This window comes from Pseudomonas sp. MS646, assembly GCF_036693845.1.
GTDB classification, from domain to species: domain Bacteria; phylum Pseudomonadota; class Gammaproteobacteria; order Pseudomonadales; family Pseudomonadaceae; genus Aquipseudomonas; species Aquipseudomonas chlororaphis_E.
This window is the reverse complement of record NZ_CP144763.1, coordinates 2,874,490-2,893,690: the sequence shown is the minus strand read 5'-3', so window position 1 is coordinate 2,893,690 and position 19,201 is coordinate 2,874,490. Positions and strand designations below refer to the sequence as shown.

The following is a 19,201-nucleotide window of genomic DNA, read 5'->3' as shown; positions in this document are numbered from 1 at the left end:
TTTTGCAGGAGCAACTATGACCCGTCCAAAAAAAACCACGCCGCCGCCTGTTATCGAGGCTTCGCGGATTCGTGAAGGGCTGCCTTTTCCGCTTGGTGCGACCTGGGATGGCCTCGGGGTCAATTTCGCGCTGTTTTCGGCCAACGCCACCAAAGTCGAGCTGTGCATTTTCGACGATGCCGGAGAAGTCGAACTCGAACGCATCGAGCTGCCGGAGTACACCGACGAGATTTACCACGGCTATCTGCCCGACGCCCACCCCGGCCTGATCTACGGCTATCGGGTCTATGGCCCGTACGACCCGGAGAACGGCCATCGTTTCAACCCCAACAAGCTGCTGATCGACCCGTACGCCAAGCAATTGGTGGGTGAGCTGAAGTGGTCCGAGGCACTGTTCGGCTACACCATCGGCCACCCTGACGGCGACCTCAGCTTCGATGAGCGCGACAGCGCGCCCTTCGTGCCCAAGTGCAAGGTCATCGACCCGGCGCACACCTGGGGCCACGACCACCGCGTCAGCGTGCCATGGGACAAGACCATCCTGTACGAGACCCACGTGCGCGGCATCAGCATGCGCCATCCCTCGGTGCCGGAGAACCTGCGCGGCACCTTCGCCGGGTTGATGGTCGACGACGTGCTCGAACACATCCGCAAGCTCGGCGTGTCGTCGGTCGAACTGTTGCCGATCCACGGTTTCGTCAACGACCAGCACCTGCTGCACAAGGGCATGACCAACTACTGGGGCTATAACAGCATCGCCTTCTTCGCCCCGGACCCGCGCTACCTGGCCAGCGGCAAGATCGCCGAGTTCAAGGAGATGGTCGCGCACCTGCATGAAGCCAACCTCGAAGTCATCCTCGACGTGGTCTACAACCACACTGCCGAAGGCAACGAACAAGGCCCGACCCTGTCCATGCGCGGCATCGACAACGCTTCGTACTACCGGCTGATGCCTGACGACAAGCGCTACTACATCAACGACTCCGGCACCGGCAACACCCTGGACCTGAGCCATCCGTGCGTCTTGCAGATGGTCACCGACTCCCTGCGCTACTGGGCCACGGAAATGCACGTCGACGGCTTCCGCTTCGACCTGGCCACCATTCTCGGCCGCTACCACGATGGCTTCGATGAGCGCCACAGCTTCCTCGTCGCCTGCCGACAGGACCCGGTGCTGCGCCAGGTGAAGATGATCGCCGAGCCCTGGGACTGCGGCCCCGGTGGCTATCAGGTCGGGGGGTTCCCGCCCGGTTGGATGGAATGGAACGACAAGTTCCGCGACACCGTGCGCGCCTTCTGGAAAGGCGACGACGGCCAACTGGCCGACTTTGCCAGCCGCATGACCGCGTCCGGCGAGATGTTCAACCAGCGGGGCCGACGCCCTTACGCCTCGGTGAACTTCGTCACTGCCCACGACGGTTTTACCCTCAATGACCTGGTGTCGTACAACGACAAGCACAACGAGGCCAACGACGAGAATAACCAGGACGGCAGCAACAACAACCTGTCCTGGAACCATGGCGTCGAAGGGCCGACGGACGATCCGCAGATCAACGCGCTGCGCCATCGGCAGATGCGCAACTTCTTCGCCACGCTGCTGTTTGCCCAGGGCACGCCGATGATCGTCGCCGGGGACGAGTTCGCCCGCACCCAGCACGGCAATAACAATGCTTACTGCCAGGACAGCGAGATCGGTTGGGTCAACTGGGATCTGAGCGAGGACGGCGCGGCGCTGCTCAAGTTCGTCAAGCGCTTGATCAAGTTGCGTCTGGCCTACCCGATCCTGCGGCGCGGACGGTTCCTGGTGGGCAATTACAACGAGGACATCGGCGTCAAGGACGTGACCTGGCTGGCACCCGATGGCAACGAAATGACCGTCGAGCAATGGCAGGACAGCCACGGTCGGTGCCTGGGCATGTTGATGGACGGTCGCGCCCAGGAAACCGGGATCCGGCGCAAAGGCGGCGATGCGACGTTGCTGTTGGTGGTCAATGCGCACCACGACATCGTCAACTTCCGCCTGCCTGAAGTGCCTGAAGGCAGTTTCTGGACGTGCCTGGTCGACACCAACCAGCCCACCGTGCGTGGCCAGGAACGGTTCGAGTTCGAGTCCGAATACTCGGTGACTGGGCGCTCGCTGCTGTTGTTCGAGCTGCAACGTGAGGAAGAAGATTAACTATTGGAGTTAAGCCATTGAAAAACGAGGGCCACACAGATGTGGCCTTCTTTTTTATAGGCCCAGTTGAAAGAAAAAAGTACGGTTCAGACACCGATGCCACGCGACGAATCGACCGGCATGGTCAATACTTCGCTTGCGGTAGACTCCAGGATCAGGAGCGCCGCCAATGGCAATCGTGACTTGATGCGCCACATCGGGCGGTATGCTCGGTGCAAGGCCGCAGGATTGAATACCACAAGGACGTCTTCCCCATGAAACCCGCCTCTCGCCTTAACAGTCGGCAGCACCCGCAAATATGGAACAGTGCGCCGCAACTGGCCGACATTCCCATTATCAGTACCCAGACCCTGGTGCCTGCCGGCGCCCGCGCCGTGATCCTCGCCCCGCATCCGGGCGATGAGGTCGGGGCCTGTGGCGGCTTGCTCCAGTTGCTGAGCAACCTGGCCCATCCCATGTTGTTGATCTCGGTTTCCGATGGCGACATCGGCCATCCGGGCTCACCGTTGTGGAACGATGAACGCTTGCGCATGCACCGCCCCCATCCCCAGGAAAGCGTCGACGCCCTGCACCGCCTGGGCATTCCCGCCCATGGCCTGCAATGGGTGCGCGGCGGTTTTCCGGAAAAGGCCCTCGCCGAACACGAAGCCGAGCTGACGGCGTTCATAAGCCAACATCTGCGACCCGGCGACGTGGTCTTCAGCACCTGGCGCCTGGACGGTGACAGCGACCATGACACGGTGGGCCGAGCCGGTGCACAGGCCGCCGAGGCCGTCGGCGCGCTGTTCAACGAACTGCCCGTGTGGGCCTGGCACTGGCCGGTGCGCGAGCAAAAGAAAATCCCCTGGCATCGGGCCCGTAAACTGCGCCTGGACGTCTGGACCACCGCCCGCAAGCGTCACGCCATGTACGCCTACACCAGCCAACTCAACGGCGAACCGGCCAGCGGCATCGCACCCTTGGTACCACGGGTGATCCTCGATCGCATGGGCATGCCGTACGAGATTGTCTTCATCTGAAATCTCAGTCCCTGTGGGCAGGCTTGCTCGCGAAAGCGGTGGGCCCGTCGGCTTCTCTGTTGGATGCAAGGCCGCCTTCGCGGGCAAGCCCGCTCCCACATAGGGCTTTGCATGGCCTGAGGCTCGGGTACAAAGCAAATCAGGTGTGGGAGCGGGCTTGCTCGCGAAAGCGGTGGGTCCGCCGGCTTCTCTGTTGGATGCGAGGCCGCCTTCGCGGGCAAGCCCGCTCCCACATCGGGCTTCGCATGGCCTGAGACGCGGATACAACGCAAATCAGGTGTGGGAGCGGGCTTGCTCGCGAAGGCGGCGGCCCTGGCAACAACAATGCCCCAGGAAAAATCCGGAACTGCCAAAGCCTCCCATCAGTCGCATGAACAGGTACGTCTGATTCAGGAGTGAACGTGACTCGAGATCCCGATTGGCGAGCCGTCGAAACCATGCCATTGGACACGCCTGCGGAGGTTCATCGGCTACGAGTCCTGACGGTCAATACGCACAAGGGTTTCACCGCCCTCAACCGCCGTTTCATCCTGCCCGAGTTGCGCGAAGCGGTGCGCAGCACGGGCGCCGACCTGGTGTTCCTACAGGAAGTGCTGGGCGAACATGACCGCCATGCGTCGCGCTACGACAACTGGCCGCAAACCTCCCAATACGAATTTCTCGCCGACAGCATGTGGAATGACTTCGCCTACGGCCGCAACGCCGTGTACCCCGATGGTCATCACGGCAACGCCCTGCTGTCCAAATACCCTATCCGCCAGTTCCGCAACCTCGACGTGTCCATCACCGGCCCGGAACGCCGCGGCTTGCTGCACTGCGTGCTGGAGGTCCCGGGCCACGCCGAAGTCCACGGGATTTGCGTACACCTGAGCCTGTTGGAAAGCCATCGCCAACTGCAACTCAAGCTGCTCTGCCAACTGCTCGATTCGTTGCCCGAAGACGCCCCGGTGATCATTGCCGGCGACTTCAACGACTGGCAGTTGCACGGCAACACCACCCTCGCCCGCCGTGGCTACCTGCACGAGGCCTTCGAGCACCATCACGGCCGCCCCGCCCGGACGTATCCGGCGCGTTTCCCGCTGCTGCGCCTGGACCGCGTCTACCTGCGCAATGCCAGCAGCCACGCGCCACAGATACTCGGCACCAAGCCGTGGACCCATCTGAGCGACCACCTGCCGTTATCGGTGGAAGTGCATTTGTAGCCCCGATTTTGCGCCGCGCGCAGCGCAAGCACCTGTAAGTTCTGACAGTAGCGACGCTCGCTATTCGTTGTTAGGGTCCCATCCCATACAGCGAGCGTTGCCAGGTCCTGTGTGCCAGTAGTCGTGCAACCGATGCTGAAACCGGCATTCCAGGATGCTGCTGCAGAGGGAAAGCACATGTGCTCGCGCGATCGTGGATTCAATCGGCTGTTCAACGCCTTATCGGTTTCAAGCCTGTTCCTGCTCAACACCCCGCCGGCCCTGGCGGCTTGCACCTTCACGCCGACCGCAGGCGACGATGCCTACGTCTGCGACAGTGGCAGCACCCCGGGGTTGACTGACCTGGCCGGCAACAACCGCCTGACGATGCCGGCCAATGGCAGCGGCGCCATCACCGGCGACGTCACTTTCGGCGCCGGCACCGACTACATCGAGATCAATGCCAACGGCACCATCGGCGGCGATGTTCAGCAGGGCTCGGGCATCGATGACTTCGTCATGCACGGTGGCAGTATCCAGTCCCTGGCCCAGGGCGATGGCCTCGACGCCTTCCTGATGACCGGTGGCACCATCGTCGAGGCCTTCGAGGATGGCGACATCGCCCGCATGACCGGCGGCACCATCGGCCGAGTCGACATGAAGCTCGATGACAACCTGTTCGACATGTCGGGTGGGCAGATCCTCGGCAACCTGGTGACCGGCTTTGGCCAGGACACCATCATCCTCTCCGCAGGACGCATCGGTGGCAACGTGAGTGTCAGCGGCGGTGACGACAGCGTCACCGTCAGCGGCGGGGAAATCGATGGCGAGGTGCGCACCAGCTTCGGTAACGACCGGTTCCAGTGGAGCGGCGGCGTCATTCGTTCAGCCATCCTGATGGGCGACGGCACCGACACGGCGCTGCTGCAAAACCTGGATGAAACCCAGCTCGCCAGCACCCCCAGCCTGGACGGCGGGTTGGGCCAGGACAGCCTGACGTTCGAGGCCACGACCTCCAGCACCGGTGCCCGCTATGTCAATTGGGAGACCGTCAATCTGGCCCAGGGCTCACGCCTGGACCTCAACGACACGCTGGTGCTGGGCGACTCCGCCACGGCCACCGGAGTGCTGAACATCGACAGCAGCAGCGTATTGACGTCAACCCAAGGCAGCGTGAATCCGTTTACCGCTGGCCAATCGGTCACCCTCAACAACAGCGGGACGATTGACCTTACGCGAAACAACACGCGCACCAACGACAGCCTCACCGTGCAGGGCAACTATGTCGGCAACAACGGCCAACTGCGCCTGCAAACGGTGCTCGGCGCCGACGGTTCCTCCAGCGACAAGCTGGTGGTCAACGGCGGCACGCTCACCGGCAACACCGCCATTGCCGTCACGAATGTCGGGGGTGCGGGCGGCTTGACGACCCAGGACGGGATCGAACTGGTCCAGGCCCAGGGTGGCGCGGTCAGCGACAGCGGCGCCTTTTCCCTGGCGCAATCGGTCTCGGCCGGTGCGTTCGACTATCGCCTGTTCAAGGGAGGCGTAACGGGCAACGCAAACAACTGGTACCTGCGCTCGACCGTGGTCGCTGGACCGGTGGCCGCGCCTCCCCCGCCGCCACAGCCAAACGCACCTACCCCGCCACCCTTGCCGCCGTTGCCGGTGGCCGTGCCGGGCGCCGCGCCGATCCCGTTGTATCGTCCGGAAGTGCCCACCTGGTCGGTGTTGCCGCCCGCCGCGGCGCAACTGACGCTGATGGCCCTGGGCACCTTCCACGACCGCCAGGGCGACCAGCGCCTGCTGACGGAGAACGGGGCCTTCGGTGCGGGTTGGGGCCGGGTCTATGGCAAGGACCTGGACCAGACGTGGGCCGGCACCGTGACACCACGCCTCGACGGGTCCATCAAGGGGTTCCAGGTCGGAAATGACCTGTACAGCGCGCCAATGTCCGGCGGCCAGACCCAGCGAATCGGCTTCTTCGTCGGCCATACCGAATTGAACGGCCACGTCGATGGCTTCAACCTGGGCTTCCAGGGTCGTCGCGCTGGCAAGATCGAGCTCGACGGCGACAGTTACGGGTTGTACTGGACGCTGACCGATTCCTCCGGCGGCTACGTCGACGCCGTCGTGATGGGCACGCGCCTGGACGGCGACAACCGCTCCGAACGCGGCGTGAAGATCGATAACCGCGGCCATGCGCTGACGCTCTCGGCCGAGGCCGGCTACCCGTTCGCGGTGAGCGCCGACTGGGTCCTCGAACCCCAGGTCCAGGTCATCCATCAGAAGGTCTCCCTGGACAACCAGAACGATGGGATCTCCAAGGTCGAATTCGATTCCGACGGGGCCTGGACCGGCCGGGTCGGGGCCCGGCTCAAGGGCCGCTACCAGGTCAGTGGCATGCCCGTGGAACCCTACCTGCGCGCCAACGTCTGGCACACGTTTTCCGGCACCGACGCCGTGACCTTCGATGACAGCGACCGGGTCGAGACCCAGCAGCGGGCCTCCACCGGCGACCTGGGCGTGGGCGTCATCGTCACCTTGGCGCCTGCGGTCAGCGTGTACGCCGCTGCCGACTACAGCAACAACCTCGACAGCAACCCGCAACGCAGCGTGGCAGGTAATCTTGGCGTGAGGATCAGTTGGTAGACCCGCCACCTCTCTCCCGAAAGCCTGCCGCCATAGCCCGCCCCTGGGTGGCGAGGGGATCATTCCCCCGCCACCGTTTCATCCTTCACTTAAAAAACACCTCCATTAAAGGGTATAACCCTAAAAGCGATTGACGCCTGCAAGCCCCCGGCTCATTTCATTGATGGAGTAACGACATGACCACCGCCCCCCTGCTCGCCAACCTGTTCCCCAGCGCCGACCGGATTCCGGAGGCCTACCGCCTCGAAGGCCAGATCGAACAACGCGAATACCTGGTCGAGGGGGTCTTGAAGACCTGGCAAGGCCCCCTCGCCGTCGTTCGTAGCCCGGTTTACCTGGCCGGAGCCCAAGGCGATGAGCAAGTGATCCTGGGCAGCACGCCGCTGCTGGATGCCGAGACCGCCCTCACCGCCCTGGACGCCGCCGTCCGCGCTTATGACCGCGGCCAGGGCCAATGGCCGACGATGCGCGTGGCCGAGCGCATCCGCCATGTGGAAACCTTTCTGGCGCGCATGCGCGAGCAGCGCGAAGCGGTGGTCAAGCTGCTGATGTGGGAAATCGGCAAGAACCTGAAGGACTCCCAGAAAGAATTCGACCGCACCTGCGATTACATCGTCGACACCATCAATGCCCTCAAGGAACTGGACCGCCGCTCCAGCCGCTTCGAACTGGAACAGGACACCCTCGGGCAGATCCGCCGCGTGCCCCTGGGCGTCGCCTTGTGCATGGGCCCCTACAACTATCCGCTGAATGAGACCTTCACCACGCTGATTCCGGCGCTGATCATGGGCAACACCGTCGTGTTCAAGCCGGCCAAGCTCGGCGTGCTGCTGATACGACCGCTGCTCGAAGCGTTCCGCGACAGCTTCCCGGCAGGCGTGATCAACGTGATCTACGGCAGTGGGCGCGAAACCGTCAGCGCACTGATGGCCAGCGGCAAGGTCGACATCTTCGCCTTCATCGGCACCAACAAGGCCGCCAGCGACCTGAAGAAACTTCACCCGCGCCCCCATCGTCTGCGCGCGGCCCTGGGCCTGGATGCGAAAAACCCCGGACTGGTGCTGCCCGAGGTCGACCTGGACAACGCCGTCAGCGAGGCCCTGACCGGTTCGCTGTCGTTCAACGGCCAGCGCTGCACGGCGTTGAAGATCCTCTTCGTCCATGAGGATGTGGCGCCGGCGTTCATCGAAAAATTCAACGCCCGCCTGGCGGCCCTGAAACCCGGCATGCCGTGGGAGGACGGCGTAGCGCTGACGCCGCTGCCCGAATCGGGCAAGGTCGACTACTTGCACTCGTTGGTCGCCGATGCGCTCGCCAAGGGCGCGCAGGTGACCAATGCCCACGGCGGCGAGGCCCGCAGCTCATTCTTCTACCCGGCGGTGCTCTACCCGGTGAACACAGCGATGCGGGTCTACCACGAAGAACAGTTCGGCCCGGTCGTGCCCATCGTGCCGTACCGCGATCTCAATACCGTCATCGACTACGTCCTGGAATCCGACTTCGGCCAGCAACTGAGCATTTTCGGCACCAACCCGGCGGAAGTCGGCAAGCTGGTGGACACCTTCGCCAACCAGGTCGGGCGCATCAACATCAATGCCCAGTGCCAACGCGGGCCGGACACCTTTCCGTTCAACGGCCGGAAAAACTCCGCCGAAGGCACGCTGTCGGTGCACGATGCGCTGCGAACCTTTTCCATACGGACCCTGGTGGCGACCAAGTTCCAGGAGAGCAACAAGGCACTGATCAGTGACATCATCCGAGCGCGCGATTCGAACTTCCTGACCACCGACTACATCTTCTAGCCCGACAGCGGCGCATCACGACAGGGCCGGACGGCGCAGCCTGCTGCCCCAGCCCTGTTGCATGCCGGCCGCCGCCAGCAGGATCGCCGCCACACCCAGCCATTGCAAAGGCTCCAGACGGTGACCGAAGGCGAACCAGTCGACGAAGATCGCCGCGATCGGGTAAATGAACGACAGCGCCCCGGTCACCGCGGTGGGCAGGCGCTGGATGGCGCTGTACAGCAACACGTACATCACGCCGGTGTGCACCATGCCCAGGGTCACCAGGCTGGCCCAGGCTTCGCCCTGTTGGGGCAAGGCCGCGAAGTTGGCCCAGGGCGCCAGCAGCAACACGCCGGTGCTGACCTGGATCAGCGCGATCAGGTGCGGTGGGGTGCCGGTCAGGCGCTTGATGATCAACGCCGCGATGGCGTACAGCAGTGCCGCCCCCAACGCCAGCGCAATGCCCAGCAAGTATTCATCGCCCCCTTGATCCTGAGTGCCGTGGGCACTGACGATCGCCAGCATGCCGAGGAACGACAAGGCCAGCCAGGCCAGTTTCTGCACGGTGATCTTCTCCCCGAGAAACAGCGCCGCCAACCCCACCAGCATGAACGGCTGAATGTTGTACACCGCCGTGCCGATAGCAATCGACGCCCGAGAGTAAGAAGCGAACAACAGCACCCAGTTGCCGACGATCGCCACCCCACTGATCACCGCCAGCCCAAAAGTGGCGCGGCTGAGGATGCCGCGACGCAGGAAGCCGAAGCCGGCGCAGATCAGCAGCAAGGTGACGGCGCCAAACACGCAGCGCCAGAACACCACATCCAGCACCGGCAAGCCGGAAACCAGCACGAACCATCCGATGGTCCCGGAAATCAGCATGGCGGCGGTCATTTCCAGCGAACCGCGACGTAAGGTCTTGTCCATCTTCAGGCTCCTTCAGCAAGTGAGCACAGTATGCCGAGGCCACTGACCGCTTCTCCATGGCATGAAAAAGGCTAAACTGCCTTTCGACCTTTTTTATCAAGGCAACCTGGCGGATTTGCCTAACGGAGCTGAAATGACTGACGACATCGACCAGATCCTCATCGGCGCCCTGATGGAAGACTCACGGCGCTCCCTCAAGGCCCTGGCGAACCTGAGCGGGCTGTCCTCCCCCAGCGTCGCCGAGCGGCTTCGGCGCCTGGAGGAACGCGGCGTGCTCAGGGGCTACACCGTCGAGGTGGACCCGAAGAGCTTTGGCTATCAGCTACAGGCCATCGTGCGTATTCGCCCGCTGCCGGGGCAGTTGCAGGAGGTGGAGCGTCAGATCCAGGCCATCGCCGAGTTCACCGAATGCGACAAGGTGACCGGCGACGACTGCTTCATCGCCCGCCTCCATGTGCGCTCGATGGAACAGCTCGACACCTTGCTGGACAAGCTCAATGTTCACGCCGAGACCAATACGGCCATCGTCAAGAAGACGCCGGTCAAGCGGCGGTTGCCGCCGATGGCGTGAACGAAAAAAGCCGGCCTCGGGTGGTCCGAGGCCGGTAAGGGGCGTTACTCGAGCTCTTCCAGTTCGGGACTGCGTTGCACTTTGTGCACTTCGTCCTCAGGCGCATTGCTCGCCTTGATCAGCTTGAGCGTCTGGAGCTTGGTGCAGGCATTGACGCCATCGGCATAGACGCCGCTGTGGTTGCACTTCCAGTCATAGAAGTTGGCCAGGGCCCCGGACAGTTGCAGGCTGTAGTCGGTGCTTTGCGTGCCTGGACTGAACGGCTGGCCGGCCGGGATGTTCTGGAACCACTTCATCCACTCGTCACCGCCCACCGGGGGCGAGTTGGCCTGGAACGTAGGGTTCATGAGCGCCAGTTGTTGGTACTCGGCCGTCATGTGGCAACTCAGGCAAGACGCCTGCGGATTGTCCACCGGCCCGTTGAGCCGTCCGTTCCAACCCAGGTGGGTCGGTGGCAGTTCCTGGGTGTTGGCATTGATCGCAGTCTGCTTCAAGGCCGGGTTGATCTTGGTCTCCACCGGTTTGGGATTGGTAAAGTCGTTGCCGGTCTCCTTGGGATCATTGCCCCACATGATCCCCACCGGCACCAGGTTGTTCCAGTTCGCCTTGCCGGTCACGGCGCCGTTGTATTGGAAGGTGCCGAACAGCCAGCCGGTGTCGCTGACGCGGGTATCGCGCACGGCGATGTCCATCTGGATCAGCGCGACCTGGGTGACGGACCGGTCGGTCGAGGTGAAGGTTTCAGTGGTGTAGGCTTTCCACAGCAGTGGGTTCGCCAGGAACGGCACCGTCTTGACGTCTATGTCAGCGAACAGCGCCTTGCACACCACCGTGCCGTTGGGGAAGCTCTTGGGTTTGGAGGTGTAGCTCGGGTCGGGGTTGTCGGGGTCCTTCCAGACCTGGCCGATGGTGTAGGCGCCTATGTCGTTATAGATCCCCACCGCGTAGGTTTGCCCGCTGTCGGTCTGGGTACTTGCCAACTGCCCGGGCTGGATCGGTGCCTCCTTGGTCAGCCCGCTGATGCCTTCACGACCATTGGGGCCGTAATGCTGCCAAGGCATGTGATACCAGCGGCGAATCTTGTTTTTTTGCACCTTCCAGCCGATTTCGGTATTGCCTTCCAGGCAGTACTTTTTCACCTCCTCCATGTAGGGACGCCAGGTTTCGAAGTCATTGGAGAATGTCTTGGGCAAATGCTGGAAGAATGCCGGCATCGAGGAAGCACCCGGCGGCGCCTTCGGGTAATCCTGACTGAGCTGGAACGGCGGTCCGGAATACTCGCTCTTGGGCGGGGCGTAGCCGAAATCGGGGAAGACTCCGGCGTGGACGCTGGCGGTGAACAGTGCACCCGTCAGGGCCAGCAACGCAACGATCTTTCCTTGAGGCTGGTTCATCAATATCTCCTTATAGGGAAACGCCTGCTGCCGCATCGGATTCCTGGCCGATGTGCAGGGCTTCCTTCTGTTATCAGGCTGCAGCACGATGCCGAAAACCTGTTCACGGTCCTACGGAGTCGACGTGATAAGCCTCCCTGCCCCAACAGACAGCCACGAGCAAACCGCGCTCGATGGCCAGATACGTGATGGGGAAGATGTCAGGCAGGTCACTCGGCGATCCACTTCTTGCCTCCCATGGCACTACGCTTCCATGTCCATAGGTGTAGATCATTTATCCAAAGTCGCCATCATGGTGGCGCTTTTTTACGGCAATTGGCCATGATGGGACGCATCGTAGGCGAGAAAACCACCGAGGCGTTTTTTGGACGGGTATTCACGTGCCTGGTGCGGCCTCGTCAACGGCACAGCTGCCGCAGGGATACACCATCGCTCGCGCGCCCTCACCCGTCGCCAGCCATCGCTCACTGACACTCAACAAGCGCGCCAATTGGGGGAGCCTCGCCTGAGGTACACCCCGGGCGCACCAGTTCGCCAGGCATTGGGGGCTGACCTCAAGCACCTCGGCGAAACCCGCGCTGGAGATGGCGTAGTCTTCGAGCGTAGCTCTCAAGCGTTGTCCGCCCGCACGCCGGGTTGAGGGTGATTGTCTGCACGACTTCGCACGCCGAGCGCTGGTCATTTGTCAGGCTCGCCTCCTTGCCATTCGATGAGCGCGGCAGAATCAGGTATTGGGGGTGGGCTGGGTAGGCATGGAAACGTGTCTTTCAGCGCAAAAGGAATAGGCCTACCGGTAGAAGGTAAAACACCTACAGACATGGCCCAAATATAGGGACTACTGGAAGCGATGCACCGCTCTCACGAGTTACCTCCACAAGAAGCCGGGGCTGGAGCCAGGACAGGCATGTCAATCTGCGGGCAAGAAAAAGCCCGCCGAAGCGGGCTTTTTCTCACTCATCGAGCGGCATTGGATCAGTCGTCGCGGCCCATCAGGCCGAACAGCTGGAGCAGGCTGACGAACAGGTTGTAGATCGATACATACAGGCTGATGGTCGCCATGATGTAGTTACGCTCGCCGCCGTGGATGATCGCGCTGGTCTGATACAGGATGCAGACCGACGAGAACAGTACGAAGCCGGCGCTGATCGCCAGTTGCAGGCCGCTGATCTGGAAGAAGAAGCTGGCCACGACCGCACCCAGCAAGACGAAGAAACCGGCGGTGATGAAGCCGCTCAGGAAGCTCATGTCCTTGCGGGAGATCAGCACGTAGGCCGACAGGCCGCCGAACACCAGCGCGGTCATTGCGAAGGCCGAGCTGACCACCTCGGCGCCGCCCTGCATCTGCAGGTAGCGGTTGAGGATCGGGCCGAGCAGGAAGCCCATGAAGCCGGTCAGGGCAAACGCCGACACCAGGCCCCAGGCCGAATCACGGAGCTTGTTGGTGAGGAAGAAAAGGCCGTAGAAACCGATCAGCACCACGAAGATGTTCGGGTAACCCACCCGCATCTGCTGGGCGACGTAGGCCATCACACCGCTGAAGGCGAGTGTGAGTGCCAGCAGGCCATATGTGTTGCGCAGGACGCGGCTAACTTCTAGCTGCTCAGCCTGCACGCTGTTGTTCACTGCGTAATCCTGTTCGCGCATGGCGACACTCCTCCGGTTCTGAAACATTCAGTGGCAAGGATAATAACAGACGCTCTGTAACAAGCTACGTAGAGAGTTTGACAGTGTGTTTCATTCGGGTATTATGGCGCCCGCAACGCAGTACGGAGGTGTGGCCGAGTGGTTTAAGGCAACGGTCTTGAAAACCGTCGACTGTAACAGGTCCATGAGTTCGAATCCCATCGCCTCCGCCATTTCATGTACGAAAGAGCCCTGATCATTCAGGGCTTTTTTGTGCCTGGCGTTCTGGGTAAACCGCCGACAAACAGGACGCCGGCCCCCACTTATGCGCTATCGCCCACCCACGTGATCAAGGAAAGAAAAGTGACCAGCAAAACCATCGGTTCTCTTGTTGCCGCCCTCATCGGCGTCGTCCTGTTATGCGTCTTCTTTGGCAGTTGGTACACGGTCGACGAAACCGAACGCGGCGTGCTGCTGCGCAACGGTGCGCTGGTCGGCGTGGTGGAACCGGGGCTGTCGTTCAAGACCCCCTTCATCGAATCGGTGCGCCTGATCAGCGTACAGAGCCAGGTCACCGCTTATGAAGACCTCCAGGCCTACAGCAAGGACCAGCAGTCCGCGCAATTGAAGGTATCGGTCTCCTGGCACATCGCGCCCTCCGATGTGGCCAAGGTCTACACCCAGTTCAAGGACCTCGAAGGCATCCGCGACCGCATGATCAGTCGCCAGGTGCCGACCCAGGTAGAAAACGTGTTCGGCAAGTTCAACGCCGTGGCCGCCGTGCAGAACCGTGTCCAGTTGGTCAACGACATTTCCACGGCGATCAAGTCGACCATCACCGGACCGGTGATCATCGACAGCGTCCAGGTCGAGAACATCGACTTCAGCGATGCCTACGAAAAGGCCATCGAAGCGCGCATGGCGGCGGAAGTCCAGGTCAAGACCCGCGAACAGCAACTCGCCACCGAACAGGTCCAGGCGCAGATTCGCGTGACCCAGGCCCAGGCAGAAGCCGATTCGCAAGTCGCCCAGGCCAAGGCGGATGCACTTGCCACCGAACTGCGCGGTAAGGCCGAAGCCGAGGCCATCAAGGCTCGGGCGCAAGCGCTTGCCAGCAACCAGAACCTGGTGGAGCTGACCAAGGCCGAACGCTGGAATGGCGTCCTGCCAACCACCGTGGTGCCCAACGGCGCCCTGCCCTTCATCGACATCAAGTAACGCCTGCGGCGCGGTCTGTCCTGGCCGCGCCTGCTCCCTCCCGCTGCGTACCCGTCGCCCACAACCCCCCCCTGATTAACGCTACACTCACCCACACTGTTCACCGTTAGCAGGGAGCTCAACGTGTATCCAGGCAAACACAGCTTATCCCTCCAGCCGTCCTCCCGCCCCACTGCCCACCGCGCCGACTGGCCTCGCGAACCCTCTTCACGCCTCGGCCACTCCCCGACGCCTTCGACAAGCGCCCTGAACAGGAGAGCAGCGTGACCACCTTTATCGCGAAATATAAATGGCCGGCGTTGCTGGCCCTGGCGCTGTTTGTTTTTTCTGCCCTGATATTCTTTCTGATCAAGTCCTACACCTACGACTCATCGACCTACTTCGAGTCCCGTGACTTCATTCGCCAGCTCAAACAGGCCGATGCCAACTGGAACAGCAAAATCCTGAGAAAGAAAATCGGCGTCAACAACAACCTGTCGCTGACTCCACCGCCTGAAGCGAACAGCCGCTGGGAGCAGTTGGAGCGCCTCAACAGCACCGGCCCGCTGGCGAATCTCTGGGCATCCAGACGCCAGGGCTACGTGGATGCCGTCAGGAACAAGACCCTGCTGGTGGATCAATTCCAGCAACACAACGCCCAACTGCGCAGCGCCCTCGATGCATTGCCGACAGCCGAGGACGATATCCAGGCCCTGCTCAAGGATATGGACATCGAGAGCCCGACGGAACGCCTGACCGCCGCGTCCAACATCCTGGAGCTGACCCTGACGACCTTGGAGTACGCGCTTTACGTCACCGCGGACAAAGCCAACGAGCTGCAGAGCCAACTCACAGCACTGGACACCTACATCGACCGACTGCCTTTGCAACATCGATCGGCCTTCATCACGTTGACAGGGCACGCCAATGCCATCGTCCAGGAACAACCGATCGTCAATGACCTGCTCGACCGCATCAGTGTCATCCCGGTAGCGCAGGAGCTGGACAACATCAATGAGCTGCTCAACGAGACACAACGCCGGACAGCCGCGACGGACCGCCAATACCATATCTACCTCGCCATGTGCGCCAGCCTGATGGCGATCCTGATGATCTACCTGGCCGTGCGCCTGGTACGCAGCGCCGCCGTGATCAACCAGATAAACCAGGCCCTGCAAACGTCCAACGAACGCCTGGAAGAACGGGTGCAGGAACGCACTCGCGAGCTGAAAGAAGCCGAGCGCGAATTGATGGACGCCGCGCGGATGGCGGGTATGGCCGAGATCGCGACGAACGTCTTGCACAATGTCGGGAACGTGCTCAATAGCGTGAATATTTCGGCGGAACTGGTGACCCGCAAGTTGAAGAACAGCAAGACATTGGGGTTGGGCAAGGCGGTCAAGATGATGAATGATCACGCCGACGACCTTGGCCGCTTCATCACCGAAGATGAAAAGGGCAAATTGCTGCCGCGTTACTTCAATGAGCTGGTCGAGTCCATCGGGAACGAGCAGGCGTTGCTGGTCGACGAGCTGGCGCAGTTGACCAAGAGCATCGATCACATCAAGGAAATCGTCACCACTCAACAAACCTACGCCGGAGCAGCCAGGCTGGTCGAACCCCTCCACGTCACCGACTTGTTCGAGGACGCCTTGCGCATGAACTCGGGCGCCCTGAGCCGGCACCACGTCACGGTGATCAAGGACTACCAGGACACGCCCACGATCCTGGGGGACAAGCACCGGCTGTTGCTGATCCTGATCAACCTCATCAGCAACGCCAAGTTCGCCATGTCGCACATTTCCGAGCCACGAGAAATGACCCTGGGCATCCGCATCCTGGCCCCCGGCACCCTGAGCTTCAGTGTCAAGGATTGCGGCGAGGGCATTGCCCCCGAGAACCTGTCGCGCATCTTCAACCACGGGTTCACTACCCGCAAGGATGGCCACGGGTTCGGCTTGCACAGTTGCGCACTGGCGGCGGTGGAAATGAATGGGCGCCTGCATGTCCACAGTGACGGGCCAGGCCAGGGCGCCCTGTTCACCCTGGAGATTCCCCTGGAACTGCCGCCGCACTGATCTGTATCGAGCAAGCTTGCTCCCGCCGGGCTGCGCAGCAGCCCTATGCCCCATCAATGGGCATCCGAATCCCACAGCCAGTCCCACAAACCGGGCAGGTGCACCGGCTGGCCGCTGTTTCGCACCGTACGCGCCAACGCTGCTCGCTCCAGCGCCTGGTGGTCATCATAGAAAGGCTTGGCGTCGGTCCTCACACCGGTTTCCCTGGCACTGTCGAGCAGGATTTGCAGGTACTCGCGGGCATGGCGGGCGGTATAGCGGTTGATGTCGTGAAACGTCACCACCACCGGAATCACCCCATCCACCGCCGGCAACTGCCCGGCGGCGATGCGCTCGCGCACTTCGGAGAGCTGGCGGACCAGGTTTATACGCCGTCGCGGGCTGGCCGTGATGCCCCAGACCTTGCCATCGTTGGCGCTCAGGTCGGTCAACAGCACGTGCATGCCATGGCGCTGGTAGGCGGCAAAGGTTCGCCGGTCGTAGCTCCAGAACGGTGGCCTCACCAGGCGCGGTGTCGCACCGCTGATGCCGGCAATATCGTTGCCGCCGTCGACGAGCGACTGCTCCAACTCATCAGGGCTCAGGAAGCGGTGATTGGTGTGCCAGTGCGTCGCCGTGTGGAAGGCCAACACGTGGCCTTCGCGCTGTTCACGGTGCATCACCGAGCGCCCGATATGACTGTTGCCCGCCCGTGCCGCCCGGGTCTGCAGGAAAAACACCGCCTTGATCCCGGGTTGCACGGGGTTCTGGGCCAGGGCGTCGAGCACCTCCTGGCTGGGGTTCCAGAACGACGAAGCACTGGGGCCATCATCAAAGGTCAGGAGGAAGCGGATCGGTGGCTGTTCACGCAAGCGTTGCTCGGTTTGCGGGGTCAGTTCGATGGGCGGACCGATGCATCCCGACACACCGACGGCGAGGCCTGCAATGACCAGCGCCCTGGCGATGATGTTCATGTTTTGCCTTAAAGAGTAATACCGCACTGCCCTGCCTTGAATCCCTGGCCCACGGTGACGAAGCTCACCTTGGAGAAGGTTAACCGGGTTTGGTTCCAGGCCGCGAGTACTGTGCGCTTGTCCCTGGTTGCTTGGGTGGCATGCGCGGCTGGCCGGTCCCAATTTGACCGTCTGGAAATCCGATGGAATTTTCCGCGCGACGCCGTATCCATCCGTATAGGACTAATTAGGGAGGATTTATGGGCGGGCCATCGCTTTACATCATCGACTACATGCTCCATGGCGAGCCTAAGTCATTCATCATCCGCGCCGAGGTGATGAATAACTCCGAAGCTTGGCATTGGGCCAGTTGCGATGCGGGTGTCGGGCGTATACCCAAGTTTGGACGGGAAAAGGTCAAGCGGGTGTCAAAACCCATGGCGGAAAAGTACGGCATCACTGACGTACACTGGCGCGCAAGCGTCGCGCCCACTTGGGTCAAGGAGTCCGGCTGATTCACTGAACCTGTAGACCGGCGCACCGACTGTCCAGCCGGGCGCCGGATTTCGACAGATCCGCAATAACTCGACTACGCTCAATGAACGGTACGACCCGCCTCCCTGGCGGGTTTGCTGCTGCCCATCCACTTTGTATGGAGGTGTGACATGTCGGAAAAAGAGTCCATCACCACCCTGCTCACCCTGCTCGAATCTCGCCAGGCACGCCTGACGGCGGCCTGCAAGGAAATCGCCGACTGGGTCGACCACCAGGGCGGGCATCCCGCCGCCGTGCGGATCCGCGACCGGCTCAACGAGATCGACAAGGACGCCCCGTCGATCCAGAGCGCGCTGACGTCCCTCAAGCCCGTCGAACGGCCATTGCCGAAATTTCGCTGAGAGGCTTTTCTTGCAACGCGCCATGGGACGGTGACCCACCCGAGGCCGCCGACATTGCCGTGACTGGGCGTGCCGTACGCTACCCTTTGCTGTGCTCCGGCGACGACGGGCCTTCCTTGATCCCCCGTGGCCCGGCCACACCCCAAATAACCAGGCCCAGCACCGGCAGGATGATCAGCAGCAGCGCCCAGCCGGCCTTGGTGCCCGCCGACTTGTCGCTGCGAAACACGCTGACGATGGCCCACAGGTCCACGAGCAGCAACAGCACCGCGACGGCAATCCAGAAATAACTGGCTAATTCAGACATGGCCCAATCCTCGTGATGTCCGTGTAAGGGATTAGGCACAACGGCACAGGGTCCGTTCAAACAATCTGCCGGGCCATTCCTACAGACGCTCGTTCAGATAGGCCACCCAGCGCTCATAGGCTTCATGCTGGCGCTGGACCGCTGCGTCCCAGGCCGATCCAGCCATCTGATGGGCACCAATGAGCGACATCATTTCAGATGTGGCCGTGTCGAGTTCTACCAGCAGTTCTTGGGACCTGACTTTAAAGTCTTCGACAGTGGTCATCTCTTCTCTCTCCCCTGTGCGTGGGGTCGGTATCCACAACATGGATGCCTTTTTTTCAATCTGATTCATTTTAGGCGATGACCGGTCGATAGGCAGATAAGGGCCTCGGCGGAGAAATTGAAGTTAAACGTTTCCCGCCTGGCCGCGGTCAACTGAACAGACCCCAAAAGGCCACTACGCGATGCCAGATTCAAATATT

At 61.8% G+C, this 19,201-nt stretch carries 16 protein-coding genes and 1 tRNA gene; 11 read left to right on the top strand and 6 right to left on the bottom strand.

What is annotated here, in order from left to right; genetic code table 11:
• Positions 1-16 precede the first annotated feature (16 nt).
• The 5 genes from glgX to V3H56_RS12810 all read left to right on the top strand — a co-directional run bounded on the left by glgX (position 17) and on the right by V3H56_RS12810 (position 8,830).
• Entirely contained in the window at positions 17-2,176 is a 2,160-nt protein-coding gene (gene glgX, locus V3H56_RS12830; RefSeq protein ID WP_042730657.1) for a glycogen debranching protein GlgX, read from the top strand.
• Positions 2,177-2,430: 254 nt separating this feature from the next.
• Positions 2,431-3,195 carry a PIG-L family deacetylase gene (locus V3H56_RS12825; protein ID WP_042730656.1) on the top strand — a complete coding sequence of 255 codons (765 nt, stop codon included), beginning with the start codon at positions 2,431-2,433 and terminating at the stop codon, positions 3,193-3,195.
• Between the two features lie 401 nt (positions 3,196-3,596).
• Complete coding sequence (locus V3H56_RS12820; protein ID WP_047738159.1) at positions 3,597-4,397, top strand: endonuclease/exonuclease/phosphatase family protein; 801 nt, start codon at positions 3,597-3,599, stop codon at positions 4,395-4,397.
• A 177-nt stretch (positions 4,398-4,574) separates the two neighbouring features.
• The gene (locus V3H56_RS12815) at positions 4,575-7,028 is read left to right on the top strand and encodes an autotransporter outer membrane beta-barrel domain-containing protein (RefSeq protein WP_338474705.1); all 2,454 of its coding nucleotides are present in this window, start codon (positions 4,575-4,577) and stop codon (positions 7,026-7,028) included.
• Between the two features lie 176 nt (positions 7,029-7,204).
• Positions 7,205-8,830 (top strand): NADP-dependent glyceraldehyde-3-phosphate dehydrogenase, encoded by a 1,626-nt coding sequence (locus V3H56_RS12810; protein ID WP_047738156.1) that lies wholly within the window; start codon positions 7,205-7,207, stop codon positions 8,828-8,830.
• 15 nt (positions 8,831-8,845) lie between these two features.
• Here the strand turns inward: V3H56_RS12810 and V3H56_RS12805 are convergent, their stop codons facing one another.
• Positions 8,846-9,739, bottom strand: a complete 894-nt coding sequence (locus V3H56_RS12805; RefSeq protein ID WP_338474704.1) for a DMT family transporter — start codon at positions 9,737-9,739, stop codon at positions 8,846-8,848.
• A gap of 133 nt (positions 9,740-9,872) precedes the next feature.
• On the opposite strand from V3H56_RS12805, the gene V3H56_RS12800 reads away from it, so the two are divergent.
• Positions 9,873-10,310, top strand: a complete 438-nt coding sequence (locus V3H56_RS12800) for an Lrp/AsnC family transcriptional regulator (RefSeq protein ID WP_042732546.1) — start codon at positions 9,873-9,875, stop codon at positions 10,308-10,310.
• A 44-nt stretch (positions 10,311-10,354) separates the two neighbouring features.
• On the opposite strand, the gene V3H56_RS12795 is transcribed toward V3H56_RS12800, so the two are convergent.
• Both V3H56_RS12795 and V3H56_RS12790 read right to left on the bottom strand, forming a co-directional pair.
• Positions 10,355-11,704: a hypothetical protein gene (locus V3H56_RS12795; protein WP_338474703.1), complete on the bottom strand. Its 1,350-nt coding sequence runs from the start codon at positions 11,702-11,704 to the stop codon at positions 10,355-10,357.
• A gap of 972 nt (positions 11,705-12,676) precedes the next feature.
• On the bottom strand, positions 12,677-13,348 hold the full coding sequence (locus tag V3H56_RS12790; protein ID WP_030142533.1) for a Bax inhibitor-1/YccA family protein: 672 nt from the start codon (positions 13,346-13,348) through the stop codon (positions 12,677-12,679).
• A 124-nt stretch (positions 13,349-13,472) separates the two neighbouring features.
• Here V3H56_RS12790 and V3H56_RS12785 point away from each other — a divergent pair.
• From V3H56_RS12785 to V3H56_RS12775, 3 genes are all read left to right on the top strand, one after another.
• Positions 13,473-13,560: transfer RNA gene (locus tag V3H56_RS12785), tRNA-Ser, on the top strand.
• A gap of 130 nt (positions 13,561-13,690) precedes the next feature.
• The gene (locus V3H56_RS12780; protein WP_042731637.1) at positions 13,691-14,545 is read left to right on the top strand and encodes a prohibitin family protein; all 855 of its coding nucleotides are present in this window, start codon (positions 13,691-13,693) and stop codon (positions 14,543-14,545) included.
• 263 nt (positions 14,546-14,808) lie between these two features.
• On the top strand, positions 14,809-16,602 hold the full coding sequence (locus tag V3H56_RS12775) for a DAHL domain-containing protein (RefSeq protein ID WP_338474702.1): 1,794 nt from the start codon (positions 14,809-14,811) through the stop codon (positions 16,600-16,602).
• A gap of 53 nt (positions 16,603-16,655) precedes the next feature.
• On the opposite strand, the gene V3H56_RS12770 is transcribed toward V3H56_RS12775, so the two are convergent.
• Positions 16,656-17,555: a polysaccharide deacetylase family protein gene (locus tag V3H56_RS12770; protein WP_042731639.1), complete on the bottom strand. Its 900-nt coding sequence runs from the start codon at positions 17,553-17,555 to the stop codon at positions 16,656-16,658.
• Positions 17,556-17,794: 239 nt separating this feature from the next.
• On the opposite strand from V3H56_RS12770, the gene V3H56_RS12765 reads away from it, so the two are divergent.
• Both V3H56_RS12765 and V3H56_RS12760 read left to right on the top strand, forming a co-directional pair.
• Positions 17,795-18,049 (top strand): DUF6555 family protein, encoded by a 255-nt coding sequence (locus V3H56_RS12765; protein WP_042731640.1) that lies wholly within the window; start codon positions 17,795-17,797, stop codon positions 18,047-18,049.
• 150 nt (positions 18,050-18,199) lie between these two features.
• Entirely contained in the window at positions 18,200-18,430 is a 231-nt protein-coding gene (locus tag V3H56_RS12760; RefSeq protein WP_042731641.1) for a hypothetical protein, read from the top strand.
• 79 nt (positions 18,431-18,509) lie between these two features.
• On the opposite strand, the gene V3H56_RS12755 is transcribed toward V3H56_RS12760, so the two are convergent.
• Positions 18,510-18,737, bottom strand: a complete 228-nt coding sequence (locus V3H56_RS12755) for a PLD nuclease N-terminal domain-containing protein (RefSeq protein ID WP_042731642.1) — start codon at positions 18,735-18,737, stop codon at positions 18,510-18,512.
• Positions 18,738-18,816: 79 nt separating this feature from the next.
• A complete protein-coding gene (locus tag V3H56_RS12750) occupies positions 18,817-19,002 on the bottom strand; it encodes a hypothetical protein (RefSeq protein ID WP_042731644.1) in 186 nt (61 codons plus the stop codon).
• Positions 19,003-19,201: the final 199 nt, after the last annotated feature.

Excerpts from the sequence above, each read along its gene's own strand:
- glgX (WP_042730657.1), top strand. The coding sequence starts at position 17 with ATGACCCGTCCAAAAAAAACCACGCCGCCGCCTGTTATCGAGGCTTCG.
- V3H56_RS12825 (WP_042730656.1), top strand. The coding sequence starts at position 2,431 with ATGAAACCCGCCTCTCGCCTTAACAGTCGGCAGCACCCGCAAATATGG.
- V3H56_RS12815 (WP_338474705.1), top strand. The coding sequence starts at position 4,575 with ATGTGCTCGCGCGATCGTGGATTCAATCGGCTGTTCAACGCCTTATCG.
- V3H56_RS12810 (WP_047738156.1), top strand. The coding sequence starts at position 7,205 with ATGACCACCGCCCCCCTGCTCGCCAACCTGTTCCCCAGCGCCGACCGG.
- V3H56_RS12805 (WP_338474704.1), bottom strand. The coding sequence starts at position 9,739 with ATGGACAAGACCTTACGTCGCGGTTCGCTGGAAATGACCGCCGCCATG.
- V3H56_RS12800 (WP_042732546.1), top strand. The coding sequence starts at position 9,873 with ATGACTGACGACATCGACCAGATCCTCATCGGCGCCCTGATGGAAGAC.
- V3H56_RS12795 (WP_338474703.1), bottom strand. The coding sequence starts at position 11,704 with ATGAACCAGCCTCAAGGAAAGATCGTTGCGTTGCTGGCCCTGACGGGT.
- V3H56_RS12790 (WP_030142533.1), bottom strand. The coding sequence starts at position 13,348 with ATGCGCGAACAGGATTACGCAGTGAACAACAGCGTGCAGGCTGAGCAG.
- V3H56_RS12770 (WP_042731639.1), bottom strand. The coding sequence starts at position 17,555 with ATGAACATCATCGCCAGGGCGCTGGTCATTGCAGGCCTCGCCGTCGGT.
- V3H56_RS12765 (WP_042731640.1), top strand. The coding sequence starts at position 17,795 with ATGGGCGGGCCATCGCTTTACATCATCGACTACATGCTCCATGGCGAG.
- V3H56_RS12760 (WP_042731641.1), top strand. The coding sequence starts at position 18,200 with ATGTCGGAAAAAGAGTCCATCACCACCCTGCTCACCCTGCTCGAATCT.
- V3H56_RS12755 (WP_042731642.1), bottom strand. The coding sequence starts at position 18,737 with ATGTCTGAATTAGCCAGTTATTTCTGGATTGCCGTCGCGGTGCTGTTG.
- V3H56_RS12750 (WP_042731644.1), bottom strand. The coding sequence starts at position 19,002 with ATGACCACTGTCGAAGACTTTAAAGTCAGGTCCCAAGAACTGCTGGTA.